The organism is Companilactobacillus furfuricola (genome assembly GCF_003946325.1).
Lineage (GTDB): Bacteria > Bacillota > Bacilli > Lactobacillales > Lactobacillaceae > Companilactobacillus > Companilactobacillus furfuricola.
On the sequence record NZ_RHNT01000035.1, the window covers coordinates 1 to 22,150 of the forward strand.

A 22,150-nucleotide genomic window follows, 5' to 3' on the forward strand; every position below is an offset into this window, starting at 1 on the left:
TGGTTCGATTCCACTGATCCTCATTGGATATACATACCGGGAGTGTATCCATCCCTTATTCATAGAATCCTCCTCGGTGGGATGTATCCAGTGGTGTGGATATACTATACGCTAGCAAGTATGCAGGTTCGATTCCATGCCTTACTATTAATAAGAGAGTGGTGGTATCTCTACGGAGACCATTGCGGAGATCAGTCTGATGACTGGTCTTTTTATTTTGGAGAAAAGGATTAATTTAATGATTGATTTAAAACAAGGTGATTGTTTAGCTTTAATGAAAGCTATTCCGGATGGTTCGGTTGACATGATTCTATGTGATTTACCTTATGGAACGACAGCTTGTAAGTGGGATAGTATTATTTCCTTTGATTTATTATGGGAACAATACGAAAGGATTATAAAGGATAACGGTGCTATTGTGTTAACTGCGAGCCAGCCATTTACGAGCTCGCTGGTTATGAGCAACCCGAAAATATTTCGCTATCAATGGTATTGGAACAAAAACAAAGTAACGGGGTTCGCTAATGCAAAAAAACAGCCTTTAAGAAACGTGGAAGATATAGTTGTTTTTTATAAAAAATTTCCAACATATAATCCTCAAGGGCTTATTGAAATAAATAAAACCAAAAAGAATGGTAATTCAGTAGGTGGAGAAACACTAAGAAGGAACATAGAAGATAGTTCTGGAAAGGGTTTGTTGAGAACGAGTGGACATACTTACGTTCAGAAATACACTAATTATCCCCGTCAAGCGTTGTATATCAATAGTGAAAGTAAGACAGTGCATCCAACTCAAAAACCAGTAAAGCTACTTGAGTATCTGATTAAAACATACACTGACGAAGGCGATGTAGTTCTTGATAATTGCATGGGGTCAGGTTCAACAGGAGTAGCGGCAGTTAATCTTAATCGTGATTTTATTGGTTATGAATTAGATCAGAACTATTTCGACATAGCAACTAAGAGAATTAATGAAGCAATTGAAGATCACGAATAGTGGTCTTTTTATTTTAGGTGGTGACCAGTATCAGCAAACCAAAGAAGCTAATGTTCAAAAATGGAAAACGGGTACTGGTTGATTTTGATGAGGTGTCCCGTTCTGAATACGACAAGCAATATAATCGAAGGCGTGCCGTTGAGAAACCAGACTACCTTAAGTTTTACCATAGTACCCAGTGGCAAAAGGTGAGAGCTGAAGCCATGACCAGAGACCTTGACCTATGTGTAAGATGTGGCAATAAAGGTTATCTAGTTGATCATATTGTTCCATCAGAAGATGATTGGTCAAACAGATATGACATTGATAACTTAGAAACATTATGTAAGAAGTGTCATCAACTAAAGACTAAAAGAGAATGGACAAAGCGACACAAAGGAGTACAACGAGCTATGAAGGTACACGTTATATCAGGCTACCCAGGTAGCGGTATGGCTAGCTATGTTGCCAGTATGGTGGATACTAGTCACGATCTATTATTTGATTATGATTTGTTAATGAGTTCGTTAAATGGAAATTTAATTGAATCAATTTATTCAGACAATGACAATCAATCAAACAGTCAAGCTAAACTATCTGACATCAAGTCTAGACTTCATCAGTCCAACATAGATATCTATGAGTATGTGGAACTGATATACGAGATGATACTACGCAAGTTAAGGACAGAGCGTACGTTTAATAATGTGTGGATATTAAGAACCTTCCCAGACGAAAGACTGAAGAACTTGTTAGTCACAACTGGATATGATGTTGAGTACTTAAGACTTGATACAACAAGAGAAGAATGTACAAGAAGATTGAAGACAGTCGGACGGTACACGGACAGTATGTCTACTACTATGGACAAGATAGATAGATTAGATGATGAAGGATTGTTTGATGATTATAAATTGATAAAAACAAAAAAAAGAAAAAAATAAAAATAATTTATTGTTTGTGCAATGTAATTTCAGACAATTTTATTTTATTAATTTTTTAAACAGAAAAAAATATCGCCGTAAATCTCTGTACCCTATGGGAGAGTAGGTAGACCTACCCCCACCAAAAAAATCGGGGGTGAAGATTTGGGGCACGATTGAACACACGCCCCCTTTTTTGCGAGCGAAATTCTATTTAATAAGCTTTTAAAGTGGGGACTAAACCCCATATATTGCCAAAAGTGGGGACTAACAGAAAGGAGTGATGCTTATGGCTGGTAAAGGTGGAAGATATAGGCTGTTAGAGCAGTCTAAGGCTAATCTAACTAAGCAACAACAAGAAGCCAAATACAATGCCGAAGTGTTAGCTTCTGATGGTTACAAGATGTTGCAACCTACACCCCCAAATCGGCTATCTGGAGTTGCCAAAGCAGAATGGAAGAGAATCGTACCAGACCTGCGTAACCTTCCTATAAGAGCTGTGGATAGGGCAATGGTGGAACAATATTGTGTTTGGTATCAGCAGTTTGATGAGATCAATAGTGCACTTGATGATGTGGATGACATGAACGATCGTATCACGTTGATTAATGCACTAGATAAGATATCAAAAAACATTCGTTCCGCAGCGTCTGAAATTGGATTAACTATTGATTCCAGAATGAGATTGAACATACCAAAAGACACCAAGAAACAGAACAACTTAAAAGAAATATTTGGATAGGAGGGATACCAGTTGGTAGAAACATTTGAAGATTATGTTGAACAGATACTAAACGGTGATATTCTCTCCTGCAAGTCAGTATTAAATGCTGTTAAAAGACATGAAAAAGACGTCAAAAAGTCCGAAAATAGTGACTTTCCGTACATTTTCGACAAGAAAAAAGCACAAAAAGCCGTTAGATTTATTGAAATGCTGCCCGACCCTAAGGGTGATAACCACAAACTAGCAGGTTTTCAGAAGTTTATTATCGAATCTATCTATGGTTGGGTACGTAAAGACAACCATGACTTGCGTAGATATCATAAAGTTTTCGTGTCTATGGCAAGAAAGCAAGGAAAAACGCTACTTATAGCCGGTATTATCCTTTATGAATTCTTGTTTGGTAAGAATCCTGCACGTTCAAGACAAATATTCTGTACTGCTAACGACAAAGAACAAGCAAAAATTGCATTTGAGATGGCTCGTAAACAGTTAGATCAGTTACGTGCTAAGTATCCAGACGTCAAGAAGTCAACTAAGCGAATTAGAGAGCTACTTGTTAACCTTGATGATGATTCTTATGTACGTCCGCTCTCTCGTGATACGGGGGCGACTGATGGTTTTGAACCATATCTGGGAGTGTTAGACGAATATGGAGCAAGTAAAACATCAGAGATGATGGAACTGCTTGAATCTGGTCAAGGTCAGCTTGATAATCCGTTGATAGTAATTATATCCACGGCTAACTTTAATATGAACGCTCCTATGTTCACTGTGGAATATCCACGTGCCAAGGAAATCCTTAAAGGCGAGATAGAAGACGACCAGTATTTTGCGTTCATAGCCGAGCAAGAATCTATTGATGAGATTGAAGATCAATCCACATGGATTAAAAGCAATCCACTACTGGAGGTTAAGTCGGTCAGTGGCAAGCTTACAGAATACTTAAGTAAGCGCTGGGAAGTAGCCAAGCAAACTGGTGAAAAGAATGCTGTTCTGGTCAAGAATTTCAACATGTGGAGGCAAGCAGAAGAGAATTCATATATTGATATTGAAAGTTGGAAAAACGCCGTAGCAGACGAAATGCCATCCATCCACGGTCAACGTGTTTGGTTTGGTGTGGACGTTGGTAAGAGTTCTGACTTATATGCAATCTCGTGGATGTATCCAGTTGAAGGCGTTTGGTATTCTGACAATTATTCGTTTGTTGGAACGAAGTACGGGCTTGATGCAAAAATCAAACGTGACCGTATGGACTATCGCCGTGTGGAAGAAAAAGGTGAATGTGAGATCACTACGCTTGAATCTGGTGTTATTGATAACGAACGTGTTTATGAATGGCTAGATAATTTTATTGAAAGTAACGATATTCAAGTACAAGGTATCATGTACGACCCTTATCAATATGGACCACTGTTAACACTTATCGAAAAGAACCACCCCGAATGGCAACAGATAACGATTAGGCAGGGAACAATGACACTCTCAATGCCAACAAAGCAATTCAGAGATGACGTTCTGGAAGGAAAGATAAAACATTCTGGCAATGAGATTTTAACGAATGCTGCCAACAACGCTGTTACCATGACTGACAACAATGGTGTAAGAATCGACAAGAATAAGTACAGTAATAAAATTGATGCGCTTGATGCATTGCTTGATGCTTATGCTATCTGTTTTACAGAGAATATCGAGAACTTTTTAACAGACGATTATGTTATGTCTGATGATTTTGGATTTTAGGTGATTATATGAAAAAAATATTATCGGTTATATTTGACTGGTTAATAATTAATGTGCCACAGATATTACTTATCTGTGGTTTTTTGTTGCTTGTTATTGCAGGCTTCAAGATCAATACGATTGCCGGTTTGATAGTATCCGGCATTGAACTAATCGTAATTGCATACCTATCAGATAGGAGGTAAATAAATGGCCTTTTTTAGAAGTTTAAACACTAGCCCAGATGACTGGGCGGGTCAGTACTTGAGTGATGGAATACTGCCAAGCATCTCACGTGGAAGCACTGTTGGTATCGGTGCTTTAAAGAACTCTGATGTTCTAACAGCTGTATCAATTATTGCTGGTGATGTTGCTCGGTTTCCAATCCTTGAATTTGAGGACAAAGATGATGCATTCGTGGAAGATGATGAAGTTACTTATTTATTAAATAAGAAGAGTAGTGAAATCATATCGGCATATACGTGGAAGTTTGCCATGGTCGCTAATGCAATTCTTACTGGTAATGCTTATTCACGTATCAAACGTGACCCACGTAAGCGAGGACCACAAGCACGTAAGCCACTTGAGTTTGAATTTTTTGCACCATCTCAAACAAACATCAATCAGATCAATACCACATCTGGTGCTAAATATGTTTATCAATTTACTCCAGATGATGGACGTAGCATGATTGAATGCAAGCCAGAAGATGTGATACATATGAAATTCTTCTCAACTGATACTATTTTAGGTCGCTCCCCACTCTTATCGTTGGGGGATGAGATGAATCTTCAAAGTTCAGGAGTTAATACGTTATCCAAGTTCTTTAAGAGTGGATTAAAGAGTGCGGTTCTTGAAGTACCTGGTTCGAGATTGAACAAGAAAGCTCGTAAGAAGATTCGAGAAGACTTTGAATATGCACAGTCTACTGGTGGCAATGCTCCAGTGATAATTGATTCCACAATGAAGTACACGCCTATTGAAGTTGATACCAACGTTTTGAATTTAATCAATTCAAACAACTGGTCAACCAATCAAATTGCTAAGGCTTTGCGTATTCCTGCATTCAAACTTGCCGTTAACTCGCCTAACCAATCAGTAAAGCAGTTGCAAGAAGGATATGTTAAGTACGATCTTCCGTTTTACTTAACGCCTATCAAGCAAGAATTAATGCTCAAACTGTTGTCTGATGAGGATAGACACAATAGATACTTTGATTTTGACGTGTCTAAAGAAATCGGCATGACTGTTGCGGATATTGCCACCCTTCAGCAAAACGGTATTTACTCGAACAATGAAGGCAGACGTGAATTAGGCAAGAAACCTATTGATGACCCTAATATGAATCGTTATCAATCTTCATTGAATACCGTATTCCTTGATAAAAAAGAAGCTTATCAAGACCAGAAGGGGGGTGAGGGAAATGAATCAAACACGGGAATTAAGAACGATACAATCTAAGGTTGAGTTACGAAGTGATGAAGAAACAAACAGCAATGTGATTGAAGGCTATGCGTTGAAATTTGATAAACGCTCCAATCCATTGGGATTTGGTAATGTTTTTGTGGAAACTCTAGACAAACGTTGTTTAGATAATACAGACATGTCCAACGTAGTTGCTACTTTTAACCACGATCAATCTCAAGTGTTAGGGCGGTCGGGCGTTAATCTTGAAATGAACGTTGATGACGTTGGATTGAGATTTAAGGTCACACTCCCAGATACAACACTTGCTCATGATGTACTTGAAAATATTAGATCGGGTATTATCAATCAATGCTCATTTGCATTTGATATGCCAGATGATGATACTGCCGACACATGGAAGCGTAGTGATATCGAAGGCGTAGATTATGAACGCCGTATCAATAACATTGCGCACTTGTATGATGTATCAGTAGTTACCACACCTGCATATTCAGATACGAATGTATCCGTTGGTGCAAGGTCACTTGAGAAAGTTAAGGCTATCAGAGAATTGCCACTGCTCAAGAAACGTGATGAATTATTGCGTGAGTTAAAAATTTCAGAAATTAAAGAAGCTATCCAAGATTAATTGGATGGCTATTTTTATTGCCTAATGTAGGCGGAAAGGGGTCATATATGACACTCGACGAAAAAATTCGTTCATTGCAAAATGACATTCAAAACATGCAAGAACGTAAAACAAAATTAGTACAAGAAACAAGAGCATTGTTAGATGCTGAAAAACCATCAGATGATGATATTAAAAACGCTGATGCAAAAGCTAAAGAAGTAAAAGATTTGAATATTGAAATCAAGTCTAGAAACGAAACACTTGCATCATACAAGGCTGTTGCAAACGACAAGCAAGAACAAGGACTAGAACGTTCACTCAAGCGTGGAAACACAGAACTACGTTCAGCATTGAATACATATCTACATACTAAAGGTGCTGTACGTGATGGCTTAACAAGTCCAGATGCTGATGTAACTATCCCAGAGGACATTGTTTACAATCCAGAATCAGAAGTTAAATCAGTTACTGATTTATCAAAATTAGTACAACACTTTAAAGCCAATACTGCTTCTGGTAAATATCCTATTTTGAAACGTGCTACTACTGGACTTGTATCAGTTGATGAACTTGCTAAGAATCCAGAGTTAGCAAAACCACAATTCGAAACAGTGAACTGGGAAGTTAAGACATATCGTGGTACTATTCCTGTATCAAACGAATCTATTGCTGATTCAGCTGTTGACTTGCTGGCTATCGTGTCACAAAACGCACAAGAACAAAAAATCCATACAACCAACTCTGTAATTGCTACAGCATTGCAAAGCTTCACAGCTAAAGACGTTGCAGGCGAATCAGTTGACGATATTAAACACATTATCAACGTTGATCTTGACCCTGCATATCAAAAGGTAATTATTGCCAGTCAATCATTCTATAACTACTTAGATACATTAAAAGATGGCAACGGACAATACCTATTACAACAACCAATCGTAGACGGTTCATCAGTTAGATTATTAGGTATCCCAGTCACAGTTGTGGAAGATACAGCACTTGGCAAAGCAGGAGAAGCACATGCTTGGGTCGGTGATATCAAGCGTGCAATCATCATGGCTGATAGATTAGATATCCAAGTACGTTGGGTTGACAATGAAATTTTTGGTCAATACTTGCAAGCCGCAACACGTTTTGACGTTAAAGTTGCTGATAAAAAAGCTGGTTACTTCTTAACACAAAAGGCTTCAACTCCCAGCGCCTAGCCCAGATAAAACAGTAGAACCAATTACACGGGCGATTGATGAGAACTCTACTGTTGCAGAGATAAAAGCATATTTAGATAGTCAAGGTATTACTTACGCAAGTGGCGATACAAAAGCCACATTGCTTTCAAAGATTGGGGGTTAGCTTATGGCAGACCTACTTAATAAAGAGCAATTTGCAACGTTAAAAAACTACTGCAAAATTGACCAATCATTTGATGATGATGTTTTAAAACAGTTAGTTGATTCTGGTTCAATTGAAATTGCACGAGCTATTGACACTGATCTTACTCCCACTGAACTCATTAAGGATAGCCGTTTTTTTGTGGCACTCATGAAGTATGTGGAAGAAGATTACTACTATCGTGGCACAGGTTCAGAAGTCATGCGGTTTCCGCTCCAAAATAAAACGGTCGTTAATGTCATTAATCAGCTCCGTACCGAATTAGGGAGTGATAAATAATGAGATTGACACACATGACTGAACGTATTGAATTCATCTCTAAGAAGCCAGACGTTACAGAATTTGGTGTACCTACTGAAGAAAAAAGCACCACAGAATATTCCTGCTGGGCGGAACTATTGAACACACCAATGCGGGAGTTTCGTGACCCAACTACTAAGGTTGGTATGCGTAAAGAATTGCCTAACTTTGCTATCAAGTTTGAGATCGGTATTCCTATTGATTCAATGTGGCACGTTATTTGGCGTGGTAAAGAATACGAGATAGATAGTATTGATCCAGACTATGGCAAACGCAACGTCACAAAGATAGCTTGTAAGGCGGTGGAATAGATGACTGTAACAGGTATCGAAGAGATGTTGAACAACGTTAAAACACTAGAAGCTGGATTTGATAGGAAAGCTAGAAAGTCAGTACGTGAAGGCGCTAGATTTTTTGGCGAGCAACTTGCAGAAAACACCCCTGTTTCACCAATTGACCACAGTGGCAAGGGACATCTTAAACAACATATGAAGGTTAGTAATGTGTCCATCAAGACTGGTGAGTATCAAGCACCAGTTGGTTACGACAAGGTCAAAGGTCCAATTGCTCACTTTCCTAACTCGGGTACATCTAAGCAAGAGCCACAGCATTTTATTGAGGAAACTCAAGAACAGACACGTGGTCAAGTACTACAAATTTTTAAGGATAATTTACAAGTATGACAATTTCAGAATATGACGTATATAAGTTTTTAAACCAAAGCACTTCATTGACTGATTTTATGAATGATGTAAGAGGTAAGCGACTATCTAACAATCCAATATTTGTGGGTACACCAGTCAATTCGTTTGTTCAGAACAAGAATGCGCCGTGGATAAGAATTACATCTATCCCAGGAGATTTGGCTGACTATGCTGATGATGAACGAATTATCGAATATCCACGCTTTCAGATTGATTTTTGGATAGTTAAAACCAAAGCTCAAGAATCAGTTGATATGGAACGGTTGATATATAAGTTGATGCGTTCATTTGGATTTGAACGCTATTACAAATATCGTGCTACCGATCCAGACATGACGGACCTACTTATGGTTCAAAGTAATTATGAATTTCAAGGACTTGCTTAATCAGTAAGTCCTTTTTTTATGCAAAAAAATATTAAATAAATGAGGTATTAATAATGGGAACAGTTAAATTTGGTGCATCACATTTCAGTTACGGTTTAGTTGAAAATGATTTTGTGCCTGGCGAAGAAAAAGCACTTCCAGGCTTAACAGAAGTTAAGATGGATCTAAAAAATGAATTGAAATCAATCGCTGCAGATGATGGTCCTTACGTTGTTCTTTCTGGTGGTATTTCAGAAGCAACACTAGACGTAAAAATTTATGATATTACATCAGATGCACGTAAAGATTGGTTTGGTATCAATGTTAAGAAAGGCGTTGAATTGTACAACAAGAACCTTGTACCTAATGATATCGCTGTAGTATTCAAGACTAAGATGGAAGACGGAAAAGGTGTCTGGGTAGGAATGCTCAAAGGTAAGTTCTCACTTCCAGGAATCGATACTAAGACTGTTGACGGAACACCAGACCCACAAGCAGATGAATCAACTGGTACATTTGCACCTCGTGGAGATGCTGATGATGGCATGATGGTTGTTATCGGTCGTGAAGACAGTGAAGAGTTTGATCTTGCTTCATTCAAACAATACGTATTTGCTAAGAGTGAAGATGATTTGAAGGCCTTAGACGAAATTCCCAGTGAAGCCTAGTGATTTATCAGTTGGCTCAATAAAGCAGTCATCCGTTGTGGTCACTGATAAAAACGGTGACTCACAGTCACACATGGGCGAAAATTTACAATTAAAAACACCATCAGATTTAATTAATGGTGCGGTTGGGAATTTTAGTATTAAGATTGATAATCTTAAGCCAAACACTGCATATGAAAATATGTATAGTATCCGTTGGTACAACCCTGGTACTCAACTATTTAGTGAATATGTGGATGTGCCTAGATTTAAGACGTTGATGATTAAACCAGTTGCCATTGATTCCAATAAGGTCACGGTTACACCGTATCCAGACCATGTGGTAATTAAAGATGGAACAACTAGAGATTTACAAGTTGAAGAGGCTACTCTAAAAGCATTCAAGGTTTCTGATGGTAGTATCGTTGCTAGTTCAAGCAACAATACTATTTCAATTCCAGATTTGACCATGGAGACGGCTTACACTGACCAATATGGAATTTATTGGGAGAACAGTGTTGGTAAGACTTCCAAGGTCACTCTGGACTTTACTACTACTACTACAAAGCCTGTAGATATTGACCCAAGTAAGATCAATGTCGAGGTAGCTCCATACAGTGTAGTAATTAAAGACTTAACACCACGAGAGACATCTAGCAAAGAGTTAACACTACACATCTATGATGTTTCAACTGGTAAAGATATCAATAGTTCATCTACTGGTGTCAATTCAGTACAGCTTACAGGATTGACTCCAGAAACTTCATACGATAGTAAGTATGGATTGTATTGGACTAATGCAGGTGGAACAAGTAAGCGTGTAACGTTCATGTTTACAACTGCTAAGTTACCTAAACCAGTTGACATTGATCCAGATAAAATAACTGTTGTACCAATTACAAGAGGTGCAGTAATTACTGATAATACATCAAGAGATACTAAATTTGAAAAGTCACAAATGCATTTATATAGAGTATCAGACGGAGTAGTCAGATATGATGCTCCTGGTGACAAACTAAATGTAGTAGAGGCTTATGGATTGAATCCTGAAACCGCTTATATCGAGAAATATGGTATTTACTGGTCAAACTCAAGTGGTGAATCGAATCGTGTAAAAGTATCATTCACAACTTTAAGTGATACGACTAAGAGTGACACAACCACAGACGACACAACCACAGAATAATTTTTAAAAGCATACTCCCTTACTGGTAGCGGATGGCGGTCGGAATACAAATATTTAAATCGAGACGAAATGTCTCGGCTTTTTTTATAGGAGAAATCAATGGTATATAAAATTAAATTGCGAATTGATGGCAAGCTTGAAGAATTTAAACGAACAGAGCCACCATATTTGAAGGAAATCACAAGAGCTTTGATTTTACAGCAACATCAAGTGGCTATGTATCAAGATGATGATGGTCCAACTGATAAACAATTTTTAAAGAATTCAGAAGAAGTGGCCGATTTTGCTGTTAATTTCTGGAACAATCAGTTCTCACGTCAAGATGTTTTAAACGGTGCTGATGGAAAGGCTATGACAGAAGTTTCCAAAGCTATTGATGATGCACTTGGAACACCTGACGCTGATGAAGTTGATGAAGGTAAAGCAAAAAAATAACAAAGCAATCACTTACGGATTCGCTCGATAATATCGATAGTTTTTACAAAAGTATGATGCAACAGGATTACAAGTTGTCTGATTTAGACAAAATGACTATGGATGACGTCCACAGGTTGAACCATATTTACGAAGAGAAAGAAACTACTATCGATAGAGCGTTCCCGTTCTTGTTTGCTTAAAGAAAGGGGTTAGAATATGGCAGGAAGCTTAGGACATTTAGCCGCAACGGTCACTTTAAACATCGACCCGTTTAAACAATCTTCTGCTGCACTAACTTCCACAATCAAAAATACAAAAGCCGCTTTAAAAGCTCAAGATGCTGCCGCTAAAGCATACGGGCATAGTTTGAATGGCTTGAAAGCCAAATATTCAACAATGCAACAGCAAATGCGGAACTATCAAGCACGGTTGAAAGAGCAAAAAGCAACTTACGCTAGACTATCCAAACAAACAGCCTCAACGTCTTAAGAACAAGAGAAGTTAACACGTAGACAACAAAACGCCGCTGCTCAAGTTAACAAGACAAAGGCAAATATGATACAGTTGGATGCTGCAATGCAAAGCACAAATAAGCAAATTGTGTTGCAAAACTCTGGTTGGCAAAAAGCTTCTGAAAAACTAGGTACATTTGGTAATAAAGCCACACGTGTCGGTCAAAAAATGAGTGCAGTCGGAACGACCATGACTACACGAGTTACCGCACCAATCGTTGCAGGCTTTGGTTACGCTGCTAAATCAGCTATTGATTTTAATTCACAGATTGCTAACATTGCACCGCTTCTGAAAGCTAATGGTGAGAGTGCATCTCAAGTTAAATCAGAGATGACACAAATGTCTGATGCAAGTAAGAAATGGGCAACAGAGTATGGTATTTCAACTAATAAGATCAATGCTGGTATGACAGAGCTTGTAAAGCGTGGATATTCAGCCAACCAAACAATGGGAGCAATGCCTTCCATATTGAATGCTGCCAAAGCTTCTGGTGACGACTTCAATGATGTTATGACTGTTTCAACTTCAACACTTGAACAGTTTGGCTTGAAGTCAAAAAGTACAGCCGGAATGCTTAAGAATACTGAACGTGTTACTGACAGTTTGACTTATACAGCTAATGCAACCGCTGCAGGATTTACTGACATGGGTGATGCCATGACTTATGTAGGTCCTACAGCACATGCTGCCGGTATTAGTTTGGAAGAAACAGCGTCAGCAATTGGTTTAATGAGTAATCAAGGTATTGAAGGTTCAGTTGCCGGTATTGCATTGCGTTCAGCATTAACACGTTTGATGAAGCCATCTAAACAGAATGCAGCAGGCTTTAAAGAATTAGGCATTAATGTGGCTGATTTCAAGAATCACTCTCTAACTCTCCCTGAAATTTTGAATAAGATCAAAACTAACACGGCGGGATGGACTAAAGAGCAACGTGCAGCCGCTATTGCTACTGCATTTGGTACACAAGCCCAGGCAGGTATGAATGCGTTGGTTTCCGAAGGTGGTGGTGCTTTAACTGACCTGACTAAGAAGACTAAAGAAGCTAGTGGTTCGACTAAAGAAATTGCTGATACCATGAACAATACATCAGCCTCCAAAATTGCAAGATTTAAAGAATCATTACACGTCTTAGCCATCACGGTTGGTGAGAAGTTAACACCTACACTTATGCCACTAGTCAAAGATTTAACCAATGTGGTAAAGAAGTTCAGTGAGATGGATTCATCCACACAACAGACCATTATCAAGACAGTTGCGCTGACCGCTGCCATTGGTCCAGTGCTTGGTATCTTTGGAAAACTTACTTCTACCGTTGGTAGAGCTTCCACAGCTTTATCAGTTGTAGCTGGTGGTTTTGCAAGATTTAAAGCCGCAGGAGAATTGGGAGCAACTGGCGCACAAAGATTTAAGTCAATGCTTAGTAAAGGTGCATTTGAAGCTACTAATTTTGCAGGTAAAACTGGTACTGCTGCTAAAGCTGCAACTGCCGTTGGAACAGAAGCAGTCGCTGGTTCTAAAGGTGCAGGATTACTAGGCAAGATGCTAAGCGGTGCAGGTTTAGCTGCAACTGGTGCATCAAGTGCGATCGTTCCAGTTGGTTTGGCAATTGCAGGTACTACCGCTGTTGTAGCTGGTGGTGTCTGGGCTTGGAACAAGTGGGGCAAACAAGCAGTTGAATCAGCCAAAGAAACCAGCAAGTGGGGAACTACTGTTGGTAAGAAAGCTGATACAGCACTCACCCACATGAAAGATTTTAATGGCCAAGCAAGTCAAGCATTAAAAGAATTTGATGGTAATGCCAGTGAGAGCGCAAGTTCTATTGGTAAGTCATTTAAAGGCATGTCTGACCAAATTAGTCAAACAGCTGATGACGCTAATAAGAAACTTACCGAAGGCCTAAAGGGGTTGCCAGATGATGTTGCTAAAATAGTTAGTAAAGCTGCGGAAAAGCAAAAGAAAAACAATGAGAAAATTAAAAAGAACGCTAAGCAAACTAGTGACAACGTTAATGACATTGTTAAAAATGCTGCAAAAAAACACCGTGGGTACACTGATGACGAAAATCAATACATTCTGAATTCCAAGAAGAAAATGAATGATGATGAGATTAAACTTCTAGGTCTTTCAGGCAAGAAGAAAACTCAAATTCAAAAAATATTGAGTGAAGACACCAAGAACATAACTAAAAAAGAAGCTGGAAACAAATTAAGAACACTTGAAGCTTCTATGAACAAAGAACAAGCGGCGTACAAGAAACAAGCTAAGCAGATTAAAGCACTATACAAGAACCATTTTATTAAGAACAAAAAAGATTATAACAAAGCAATGTCCAAGCTTGATGAAGACCAAGAAAAATCTATGAACAAGCAAGGCAAGAAATATGTTGAGCTTGGAAAAATAGCAGAGCATCAAGTTGGGAGTATTCAAGCGTACTTGAACTCCATGGGAATATCGTATGAAGATGCTGCTAATTACACTGAAAAAGCCGCAAAGAAAGTATCCACATCCAACTCACGTATTGCAGATACAGCTTCTAAGATGTCTAAAATTACTAAGAGTGCCGGCGAGCAGTGGAACAAAATGGTCCTTGACCCTAAGACTGGTCGTATCAAGACTGATGCACAAAAAACTATCAATGATACAGCCAAGACTGGTATGGGTTGGGCACAGCTTCAATTCGAGCTTAAACATGCAAAAATCACATCAAATGCTAAATCAATGATTGGTGAAGCAGCAATACAGTCTGGACGTTGGAATGACCTTCCTTGGAAAGAAAAGGAAACAATGATTCGTGTACAAGGCGATGAAGATTTAACCAAGGTTGTAAAACATATTGACAACTGGGATAAGCTCACACCCAAGCAACAAACTGCAATTGTACGTGCCAAAGGACAAAAAGAATTGTCTATTGCTATGATCAATGCCGGCGAGTGGAACGATATGTCCATGAAAGACAAGCAAGCATTGGTTAATACTTCTGGTGAGAAAGATTTAGTAGATTTACTAACTAAAACTGGTACGTGGAATAACCTAAGTATGGAAGCTAAGGAAGCTGTTGTTACTGGTAAAGGTAATGCGGAAGTTGTTGATCAATTGAAAAATATCGGAGAGTGGAACAACCTCGACCCTAAGCAAAAAGATTTGATTATTAACAACAAGGCTAGTCGTAAAATTGTGGATGCATTGATTGATGCAGGACAATGGGACGGCTTAACACTTGACGAGAAAAATGCTGTTGTACGTGACGATGCGTCTGGTAAATTGATTGGTGCTATGGTTAAGGCTGGTGTATGGCAAGGACTTAACTTGGAAGACAAGAACGCTATCGTTCACGATAAAGCAACTGCTAAGCTTGTCCAGCCACTTTATCAAGCAGGACTGTGGAATGGATTAGACGTTAAGGCTCATGATGCGATTATCAATGATAAAGCTTCTGCACCGGTTGTTGCAGCAATGGTTAAAGCTGGAACGTGGAATGACCTACCAGTTGATGAAAAAGATGCCATTATTAATTCAAAGAATTCCGCAACTGATTTAGGTAATTTGATTGGTTCATATGTTTCATTCAATCAAATGCCAGAAGCTCAAAAGAATATCATTGTTAATTCTGATGATGCCATGGCTAAATTCTTTGATGCAGGCAATACACTCACTCGCTGGAACATGTCTAAAGCGAATAAGAAAAAACTAACAGCTGAAAACCAAGACGTTTTGGAAAAGACTAAAAAGGGTGAAAGAGCAGTCGGTACATATAACGGAAAACCTGTTATTATCAAAAAACTCAGAGGTGACAAAGCTCAATTAATTGGTGAGATCAATGATTCAAGTGATGCTATCAACAAGCACAATAAGAAGAAAGTTGATACCAAAAAATTCAAGGGTGATGCCGAAGACGTCAAAAAGAAATCCAAGGAAAGTACGGATGCCGTTCAAAGACATAATAACAAGAATGTTGATACCAAAAAGTATAAAGGTGACGCTTCAAATAACAAGCAAGCTTCTAAAGAATCACAAGATGCCGTCCAAAGACACAATGATAAGAATGTAAAGGATAAGAATTTTAAAGGGCATGATAATACATCAGGGCCAGCTAGTTCAGCTATTGGTGCTATTTCAAACTGGAATAGACAAAATCCAGTTACTCATTTCTTTAAAACTATTGTTCAAACTATCAGAGGTCACGCCAAAGGTACTAACGATTCTGGTGAAGAAATTGCAATGGTCAATGATGAACGTGGTTCAATGTTCCGTGAGTTGATCAAACTTCCAACTGGCGAACAATTTATTCCACAAGGACGTAATGTCATGGTTACACTTCCAAAGCATTCGCAAGTTGTCCCTGCTCGGGAGACTAGCAGAATGTTTGGCGGTATCAAACAATATGCAAACGGAACACCAGGATATTCCAAGGTGGTCAACGACTTTACCACATTGAATTCTGGACTGACTGACTATTCGAACAGTACGACGAACACCAATAATTCTGATAACAGTAAGTTAGTAAACAATCAGAATATCAAAGTTAACGTAACTGTTAATGGTTCTGGTGGAGATGGTCAACAGATAGGTCAACAAACTGCTGACATCATTGAGCAAAAATTAAGAGAGATATTTAATAATCAAAGTACTGCATTTGGAGGTGGTTCAATAGCATGATTTTAAAAAAAGGTAACTTTTATATTAATGGTAAAAATGGTATTGAAGATCTACACGCAATACTTGAGAACTACCCAACTATCAATATCCCAAAACGAAAAAAATCCCTCACATCTATTGAGGGTGGAAACGAACAAATCATTCTAGATGAAGGTGCTTATGATAATCGAGAGATAGATCTCAATATAATTGTTCGTGCCTATGATGAAGAAGACCGTACATTGCGCTTGTCAGCACTATATTCAGCGTTTGACACTGATAAATATATTAGTTTCATGCACTACGGCGAACCTAACTATGAGTATTTAATTTCTAACGCAGAAGTTGTTACATCTAGTAGATTAACAAGAACGAGTTATTATTCAGAAGTTAAGATAAAACTTACAGCCAAAGCATTCAAGCAGTACCGTCCAGACGAATCAGTAACTGTGAATGGTACTACTAAAACGTTCAACCGTTTTAATTATGCTTCTAGGCCATTGATCCACTTCTTAAATTCTGGGACAACAACCATTGCAATCAATGGCAAACCTTATACGTTTGGTCCACTGCCTAGTGGTGGCGCTTGGGTCGATTGCGAAGAATCACAGCAAGACGTGTACAACGGTAATACTATTGTTGAGAATGCTTTCAACGTGGGTCAAGAATTCCCAAGCCTGCCACCTGGTATCGTAACTATTACTGCAGGTAACGCAGTCGTATATCCTAGATGGAGGACGATTTAATGAAACCTATTTTATATCGAGATTACAAAGCAAAGGATGTTGTTGGCTCAATCTCTGATGCATATAATCAGTCAGTTCATGAAGTATTGAACGGTGAGTACACGGCAACATTTACTATTACTAGAAATTCAAAATACTTTAAATTAGTAAAACCAGAAATGTTTGTTCGTATCGCCGTCAATGCTAACGACAGCGATATTTTTATTATCACTAAAACTGATACTAAAAACCCTGGAACAATGACTGTGACGTGTAATCAAATCACTATGATGACGAACGACAATTATATGCGTGGAGATCTAACCACAGATTATAAAACGGCGAGTGCCATTATATCAGAGATGAGAGATAAGCTAGACTTGCCCTCACAGTCGTTTACGTACAGTACTGACATCAGTAAGAATGCTGGTAAGACTGACGTCACTTATTCTAACCAGAACCCAGGACAAATTATGGTAGGGGCTAACAATTCGTTAGCCTCTATTTTTAATGGTCGTGTCGTCCGCAAGGGCAATAACATGAAGTTAACCAGTTATAACACTGGTAATTCAATTGACCTGCGTAGGGGTAAAAATATCTCTGGTGTGTCTATCGAAAAGAATATCGATAAGCTAACTACTTCTATAGTAGGCTGGTTCACCATGAAGGATATCGAAGGAACGACTGGAGATGAAACGCATGTAACACAGAATCACAAACAATATTCTCCAGAAGTTAATTCACCGTACAAGGGAAAATATAATCTTCCACACCGTAAGTATATTGACTACTCAAGCCGTGTGGAGAATATCCCAGACTTGATTGATGTATCCAAACAGTATTTTAAAGAGAATCCTGGTATTGATTTACCAACGTACACTATCACTATTGATAGTGCAGGTAGCAACAGCAAGCGTGCCAAGATAGCCGAAGTCGGGGATACAGCTCGTATCTATGACCCCGATTACGATTTAACTACAGAACAGACTGTGACTGAACGGACATTTGATCCCGACAAGATGATAAACACGAGTTTGAAAGCTGGAACAGTGCAGCAGACTATTTTTAGATATTTGGATAAGCGTATATCTGACGCCAACAAAAAGGCTGACGATAACAAGGCACAATCTGATGATGCACTGGAAAATCAGAAGGACGATATCAATAAGATATTTGATGAAACAAACGACAAGATTGATGATGTCAACGACCTTACCAGACAGCAAAAAGAAATGCTTGAGAACTACCAGAAAGCAGTCACAGAAAAAGTTCAATCTACACAGAGAGATATCACTAACTTCATGAATTCCGGTGGTAATAACAAAATTCGTTGGATTCCTACACTTGCCGAAGCAACGCAAATGGAGATTACCACGCCGTATGGATATCTATTGATTGATGACCACGGCATGGGCTTCCACAAGAACAATGGCACTGTTATTACTGGTATGAGTGCTGATGGTAGATTTTACGCCGACAAAATTAGTAATCAAGCACTCACGTCTGTAACTATCACAGGTGCAACTATCAACGGCGGACAGATCAATGGTGTAAATATTGGTTCTGTTGGTTCTATTTATACGACACGTAATAGTTCTGGACATCAAACAATTATTAATAGTACATACGGAATCAGTACACCAGGATTAAATATGGGTACTGGCCACGGGAACATCAACAACGTAGGAACATTAACTGTATATGATGAAATTAGATTTGGAAATTCTGGAGTTAGTTTATTTTGGAATGGTAGTTACCTAGTTGCTAGAATTAATAATTCATCTGCATATGGTGACTGGCGAATTGCTGGTAAGGGAATAGATGAATAGGAGCGTAAACAATGGAACTAAATTTAGAAGCACTACACAGTATCACGCTTGAAGACGTGTTAAAGAATGTTCAATACGAAAACATGCGACTGATCAAAGATAAGGCAATGCTACAGGCACAAATTGATAAGGACGAAGAACTACTAAAAATCCTATTCAATAAGTTCCCCGAAGCATTCCCAGAAAGCTTAAGAAAGGAAGATGACGATAATGGCGCTAGAAACTCACAAGACGATTAATTTCAATGGAACATCCACTCTAGGTGGCGTGATGTTAGCACAATTCTACGGGACAATTAACCCGGATGGCTCTGTTAATGTCAATGAATCACAAATGGACAAACTATCAGCTAGTGAACAAGAAGCAGAGCAAAAAGACTTTGATGCGTTCCGTACAATGGTAAAAGAATTGGCTGGTGAAGACCATGGCGAATAGATATTCAGTAACGCTAGACGTTAACAAAGCTAAATATACTATCAATTCACCAATTGGCTTGCGTGAAGGCGATAGTGGCACGGCTACTATCGTGGCTACTATTTTGGACAATGGTGCAGCCTATTCTGGTATGACATCAGCGCAATTATTTGCACAAAAGCCAGACGGTACAGCAGTAGCTACCGACCCTGCAACTGTGAGTGGGAACACTATCACTTACAAGGTTACGAATAATCTAACTACTGCTAGTGGTCACATTGTCAACGCTTATTTTTTGATTAATAAATCTGTGTCCACAGAGAGTTTTGAAATTAATATTCAACCAAGCATCACGCTTCATGGACCTTCCACGGACTATATTCCAGGGCTAAACGACCTAACTCGTGTTTGGCAACAGACTATTAATGAATGGCAGGGGAAGTTTGATGAACTCAAGGCACAGCTTGAAAACACTGATTACTCTCAAGTTATTAAAGATTCCTTGAATAGTGCATTAGATAAAGCTAAGGAAGCATATCAAGGTGAATTTAATGCAGCAGTTGTGGATGTCAATAAAACGGTAAAAACGTTGCAAGATAAAGGTGTGGAAGCTGACACAGAGATAGCTAAATTAAAAACCAAGCAAGATAACGCTGAAACAGTTGCCGACAGCCTGCAAGCTACTGTTGACCAATTGAATAAAAAGATACTTGATATCGACAAGTGGCTAGACAGCTTACATGATGAATTCACTGCTAAGAATGAAACTTACATGAAATCTATGCAGGCTGAATTAACTAAAAAACTAGCTGACATGAAAGCCAGTTCTGACAATGCTTTGAATACTGTTAAGGGTAATATTTCCACGGCACAAAGTGACATTGATGGAATAGATAATAAAATTGTTAGTTTGAATCAAGTGCTGGCTAATGTATCTAAGAGTGTGGCAGATATTAATGTGCCACAGATCAAAGCTGATGTTGATGCAGCTAATGCCACAGCTAATAAGGCACTGACGGCTGTGGACAGCAAAGCTGACAAGACAGCATTGACCGCTAACTATGTTAAAAAATCCGAGTTAAATACGTTGGTTGATTTAACTCAAATGACGACTAACAAAAATGATATTGCTAAATTAAGAAGCGATATGGACGCTACTAAAGACCCTTATAATATTGGTGGAAGGAACTATTTATTAGACACAGGTACTTCACACATAATAAAAGGGTTAAATACAGATAATCAAAATTCGGGAGGAGATTATTATTTATCTGTTAAAAATACAGCTGCATTATTTAAGAATACTTTAAATGCCACAATTAGTTTCGATTGGGTTGCTACATCGGATGCAACAGGAAGATTTTATTTGCAGTTCAATGACAGTCCATGGGATTTTCCAGGTCAAGCCTCCATTACAGTTGACAAAAATCATTTGTCTGGACACTATTCGTATAGCTTTGCAGTACCAGAAAGCGTGAGAACAGACCACGGTGTAGCCAGTGGCGTTTGTCCAATACTAGATAATTTCGTAGGATCTATTACTTTCTCAAACGCAAAACTTGAACTTGGAACCATTCCAACAGATTGGGCACCCGCTCCAGAAGACTATGCTACTAAAGATGAAGTAGCAAAGTTCAAAGACGATTTACAAAAATATGCCGATCAAAAGATTGCCGATTTAATTGACGGAGCGCTTACCAGCTACCTTAAGAAAGCCGACCTCAAGCAAGCTAACTACGATGCAGGATTCCACAGCGATTGGTTTGGTACGGAAGCACAATACAGCAATACATCTCATGATGCTAACGTTAATTACCACACTAAGGAAGAGGGCTAATATATGGCGATTTACAACAACGGCGTTAAGTACAACGTAGCTGGATATGGCAAGGAATATGTTGGCAGTGATTTGGTGTGGGACAAGGTCAGTTATTTTACTGGAGTGATAAAACCTAGGCACCAGTTATATCCAGGGAATGACGGGCGTGGAATCTATTATCATTTTGACGATATAAAGCCTGACCTTTCGAATGTAAAAACTGGTTTTAAAATCACATGGCGAAACCATTTCCCAATGAACACAGCACAAATGGCTATTACAGATACGAACTTTGATAATTTTGATAGTCCAAGCGCCCCAGACAGTTCAAAAATGTGGTATGTGCCATCCAGCAACTATTACACAAGTGGAGGCTTTGCTAATCCGCAAGTTTTAAGTAAAGACTTATATTCTGGTGAAACTAGAAATAACATTAAACTGCCTGGTCCTGGAAGTGGTTTTCCTATATATGTAATTGATACTCATGGCAATGCTAGTAGTGATCTTTCGCTTCAATCATTCCCATCAAGCTCATTCTATACAGCCAGAGACACATATTTTAAAGACCATTTTGTATTAACAATTGAAAGTTGGGAAGACTACGTTGGAATGGATACGGCAAATACAGACTCTACGAATTTCACTGTATTGCCACTCATTGATTCTGTAGAATTCTACTAAAGAAGGTGACGACATGAAATACGTGCGAGAGAACAGGTTCTGGACTATCACAGGATTGGAGACTTTTACCCTAGGAATGTTATTCGGGTTAGAAAATAATTTTATTGATCAATCCCCGCACATGCCCGTATTCGTCAAAGTCGTGG

The 22,150-nt window shown here is 38.7% G+C and carries 23 protein-coding genes; all 23 read left to right on the forward strand.

Annotation, left to right across the window (positions count from 1 at the left end; all coding sequences use genetic code 11):
• The first annotated feature begins 274 nt into the window (after positions 1–274).
• The 23 genes from EKM78_RS08960 (at position 275) to EKM78_RS09065 (ending at position 22,004) form a co-directional block, all read left to right on the forward strand.
• A complete protein-coding gene (locus EKM78_RS08960) occupies positions 275–997 on the forward strand; it encodes a DNA-methyltransferase (protein WP_211334358.1) in 723 nt (240 codons plus the stop codon).
• 50 nt (positions 998–1,047) lie between these two features.
• Entirely contained in the window at positions 1,048–1,920 is an 873-nt protein-coding gene (locus EKM78_RS08965; protein ID WP_125771477.1) for an HNH endonuclease, read from the forward strand.
• A 268-nt stretch (positions 1,921–2,188) separates the two neighbouring features.
• The gene (locus EKM78_RS08970; RefSeq protein ID WP_125771479.1) at positions 2,189–2,641 is read left to right on the forward strand and encodes a phage terminase small subunit P27 family; all 453 of its coding nucleotides are present in this window, start codon (positions 2,189–2,191) and stop codon (positions 2,639–2,641) included.
• 12 nt (positions 2,642–2,653) lie between these two features.
• Positions 2,654–4,363: a terminase large subunit gene (locus EKM78_RS08975; RefSeq protein WP_125771481.1), complete on the forward strand. Its 1,710-nt coding sequence runs from the start codon at positions 2,654–2,656 to the stop codon at positions 4,361–4,363.
• A 189-nt stretch (positions 4,364–4,552) separates the two neighbouring features.
• Positions 4,553–5,803, forward strand: a complete 1,251-nt coding sequence (locus EKM78_RS08980) for a phage portal protein (RefSeq protein ID WP_125771483.1) — start codon at positions 4,553–4,555, stop codon at positions 5,801–5,803.
• Complete coding sequence (locus EKM78_RS08985) at positions 5,766–6,398, forward strand: HK97 family phage prohead protease (protein WP_048703728.1); 633 nt, start codon at positions 5,766–5,768, stop codon at positions 6,396–6,398. The genes EKM78_RS08980 and EKM78_RS08985 overlap by 38 nt, the downstream gene beginning before the upstream one ends.
• Before the next feature lie 47 nt (positions 6,399–6,445).
• Positions 6,446–7,582, forward strand: coding sequence for a phage major capsid protein (locus EKM78_RS08990; protein ID WP_125771485.1), 1,137 nt, complete (start codon positions 6,446–6,448; stop codon positions 7,580–7,582).
• A gap of 148 nt (positions 7,583–7,730) precedes the next feature.
• Complete coding sequence (locus tag EKM78_RS08995; RefSeq protein WP_125771487.1) at positions 7,731–8,045, forward strand: head-tail connector protein; 315 nt, start codon at positions 7,731–7,733, stop codon at positions 8,043–8,045.
• Positions 8,045–8,377, forward strand: coding sequence for a phage head completion protein (locus EKM78_RS09000; RefSeq protein ID WP_125771489.1), 333 nt, complete (start codon positions 8,045–8,047; stop codon positions 8,375–8,377). The genes EKM78_RS08995 and EKM78_RS09000 overlap by 1 nt, the downstream gene beginning before the upstream one ends.
• A complete protein-coding gene (locus EKM78_RS09005) occupies positions 8,378–8,749 on the forward strand; it encodes an HK97-gp10 family putative phage morphogenesis protein (protein WP_125771491.1) in 372 nt (123 codons plus the stop codon).
• A gap of 59 nt (positions 8,750–8,808) precedes the next feature.
• Positions 8,809–9,156, forward strand: coding sequence for a hypothetical protein (locus EKM78_RS09010; RefSeq protein ID WP_211334357.1), 348 nt, complete (start codon positions 8,809–8,811; stop codon positions 9,154–9,156).
• Positions 9,157–9,209: 53 nt separating this feature from the next.
• The gene (locus tag EKM78_RS09015; protein ID WP_125771493.1) at positions 9,210–9,803 is read left to right on the forward strand and encodes a major tail protein; all 594 of its coding nucleotides are present in this window, start codon (positions 9,210–9,212) and stop codon (positions 9,801–9,803) included.
• A 73-nt stretch (positions 9,804–9,876) separates the two neighbouring features.
• Positions 9,877–10,968 (forward strand): hypothetical protein, encoded by a 1,092-nt coding sequence (locus tag EKM78_RS09020; RefSeq protein ID WP_164507276.1) that lies wholly within the window; start codon positions 9,877–9,879, stop codon positions 10,966–10,968.
• 99 nt (positions 10,969–11,067) lie between these two features.
• Entirely contained in the window at positions 11,068–11,403 is a 336-nt protein-coding gene (gene gpG / locus EKM78_RS09025; protein WP_125771497.1) for a phage tail assembly chaperone G, read from the forward strand.
• A gap of 53 nt (positions 11,404–11,456) precedes the next feature.
• On the forward strand, positions 11,457–11,585 hold the full coding sequence (locus tag EKM78_RS13310; protein WP_010623932.1) for a hypothetical protein: 129 nt from the start codon (positions 11,457–11,459) through the stop codon (positions 11,583–11,585).
• A gap of 16 nt (positions 11,586–11,601) precedes the next feature.
• Entirely contained in the window at positions 11,602–11,874 is a 273-nt protein-coding gene (locus EKM78_RS09030) for a hypothetical protein (protein ID WP_125771499.1), read from the forward strand.
• Between the two features lie 87 nt (positions 11,875–11,961).
• Complete coding sequence (locus tag EKM78_RS09035) at positions 11,962–16,557, forward strand: phage tail tape measure protein (RefSeq protein WP_164507277.1); 4,596 nt, start codon at positions 11,962–11,964, stop codon at positions 16,555–16,557.
• Positions 16,554–17,282, forward strand: a complete 729-nt coding sequence (locus EKM78_RS09040) for a phage tail domain-containing protein (RefSeq protein ID WP_125771504.1) — start codon at positions 16,554–16,556, stop codon at positions 17,280–17,282. Before EKM78_RS09035 ends, EKM78_RS09040 begins: the two co-directional genes overlap by 4 nt.
• A complete protein-coding gene (locus EKM78_RS09045; RefSeq protein ID WP_125771506.1) occupies positions 17,282–19,090 on the forward strand; it encodes a phage tail protein in 1,809 nt (602 codons plus the stop codon). The genes EKM78_RS09040 and EKM78_RS09045 overlap by 1 nt, the downstream gene beginning before the upstream one ends.
• An 11-nt stretch (positions 19,091–19,101) precedes the next feature.
• Positions 19,102–19,329: a hypothetical protein gene (locus tag EKM78_RS09050; protein ID WP_125771508.1), complete on the forward strand. Its 228-nt coding sequence runs from the start codon at positions 19,102–19,104 to the stop codon at positions 19,327–19,329.
• Entirely contained in the window at positions 19,301–19,525 is a 225-nt protein-coding gene (locus EKM78_RS09055) for a hypothetical protein (RefSeq protein WP_125771510.1), read from the forward strand. Before EKM78_RS09050 ends, EKM78_RS09055 begins: the two co-directional genes overlap by 29 nt.
• On the forward strand, positions 19,515–21,341 hold the full coding sequence (locus tag EKM78_RS09060; protein ID WP_125771513.1) for a BppU family phage baseplate upper protein: 1,827 nt from the start codon (positions 19,515–19,517) through the stop codon (positions 21,339–21,341). Before EKM78_RS09055 ends, EKM78_RS09060 begins: the two co-directional genes overlap by 11 nt.
• 3 nt (positions 21,342–21,344) lie before the next feature.
• Entirely contained in the window at positions 21,345–22,004 is a 660-nt protein-coding gene (locus EKM78_RS09065; protein WP_125771515.1) for a hypothetical protein, read from the forward strand.
• Positions 22,005–22,150 lie beyond the last annotated feature (146 nt).

Bases quoted from the DNA above. Each gene is read 5' to 3' on its own strand.
- EKM78_RS08960 (WP_211334358.1), top strand. From the start codon at position 275: ATGAAAGCTATTCCGGATGGTTCGGTTGACATGATTCTATGTGATTTA.
- EKM78_RS08965 (WP_125771477.1), top strand. From the start codon at position 1,048: ATGTTCAAAAATGGAAAACGGGTACTGGTTGATTTTGATGAGGTGTCC.
- EKM78_RS08970 (WP_125771479.1), top strand. From the start codon at position 2,189: ATGGCTGGTAAAGGTGGAAGATATAGGCTGTTAGAGCAGTCTAAGGCT.
- EKM78_RS08980 (WP_125771483.1), top strand. From the start codon at position 4,553: ATGGCCTTTTTTAGAAGTTTAAACACTAGCCCAGATGACTGGGCGGGT.
- EKM78_RS08985 (WP_048703728.1), top strand. From the start codon at position 5,766: ATGAATCAAACACGGGAATTAAGAACGATACAATCTAAGGTTGAGTTA.
- EKM78_RS08990 (WP_125771485.1), top strand. From the start codon at position 6,446: ATGACACTCGACGAAAAAATTCGTTCATTGCAAAATGACATTCAAAAC.
- EKM78_RS08995 (WP_125771487.1), top strand. From the start codon at position 7,731: ATGGCAGACCTACTTAATAAAGAGCAATTTGCAACGTTAAAAAACTAC.
- EKM78_RS09000 (WP_125771489.1), top strand. From the start codon at position 8,045: ATGAGATTGACACACATGACTGAACGTATTGAATTCATCTCTAAGAAG.
- EKM78_RS09005 (WP_125771491.1), top strand. From the start codon at position 8,378: ATGACTGTAACAGGTATCGAAGAGATGTTGAACAACGTTAAAACACTA.
- EKM78_RS09010 (WP_211334357.1), top strand. From the start codon at position 8,809: ATGAATGATGTAAGAGGTAAGCGACTATCTAACAATCCAATATTTGTG.
- EKM78_RS09015 (WP_125771493.1), top strand. From the start codon at position 9,210: ATGGGAACAGTTAAATTTGGTGCATCACATTTCAGTTACGGTTTAGTT.
- EKM78_RS09020 (WP_164507276.1), top strand. From the start codon at position 9,877: ATGGGCGAAAATTTACAATTAAAAACACCATCAGATTTAATTAATGGT.
- gpG (WP_125771497.1), top strand. From the start codon at position 11,068: ATGGTATATAAAATTAAATTGCGAATTGATGGCAAGCTTGAAGAATTT.
- EKM78_RS13310 (WP_010623932.1), top strand. From the start codon at position 11,457: ATGATGCAACAGGATTACAAGTTGTCTGATTTAGACAAAATGACTATG.
- EKM78_RS09030 (WP_125771499.1), top strand. From the start codon at position 11,602: ATGGCAGGAAGCTTAGGACATTTAGCCGCAACGGTCACTTTAAACATC.
- EKM78_RS09035 (WP_164507277.1), top strand. From the start codon at position 11,962: ATGCAAAGCACAAATAAGCAAATTGTGTTGCAAAACTCTGGTTGGCAA.
- EKM78_RS09040 (WP_125771504.1), top strand. From the start codon at position 16,554: ATGATTTTAAAAAAAGGTAACTTTTATATTAATGGTAAAAATGGTATT.
- EKM78_RS09045 (WP_125771506.1), top strand. From the start codon at position 17,282: ATGAAACCTATTTTATATCGAGATTACAAAGCAAAGGATGTTGTTGGC.
- EKM78_RS09050 (WP_125771508.1), top strand. From the start codon at position 19,102: ATGGAACTAAATTTAGAAGCACTACACAGTATCACGCTTGAAGACGTG.
- EKM78_RS09055 (WP_125771510.1), top strand. From the start codon at position 19,301: ATGGCGCTAGAAACTCACAAGACGATTAATTTCAATGGAACATCCACT.
- EKM78_RS09060 (WP_125771513.1), top strand. From the start codon at position 19,515: ATGGCGAATAGATATTCAGTAACGCTAGACGTTAACAAAGCTAAATAT.
- EKM78_RS09065 (WP_125771515.1), top strand. From the start codon at position 21,345: ATGGCGATTTACAACAACGGCGTTAAGTACAACGTAGCTGGATATGGC.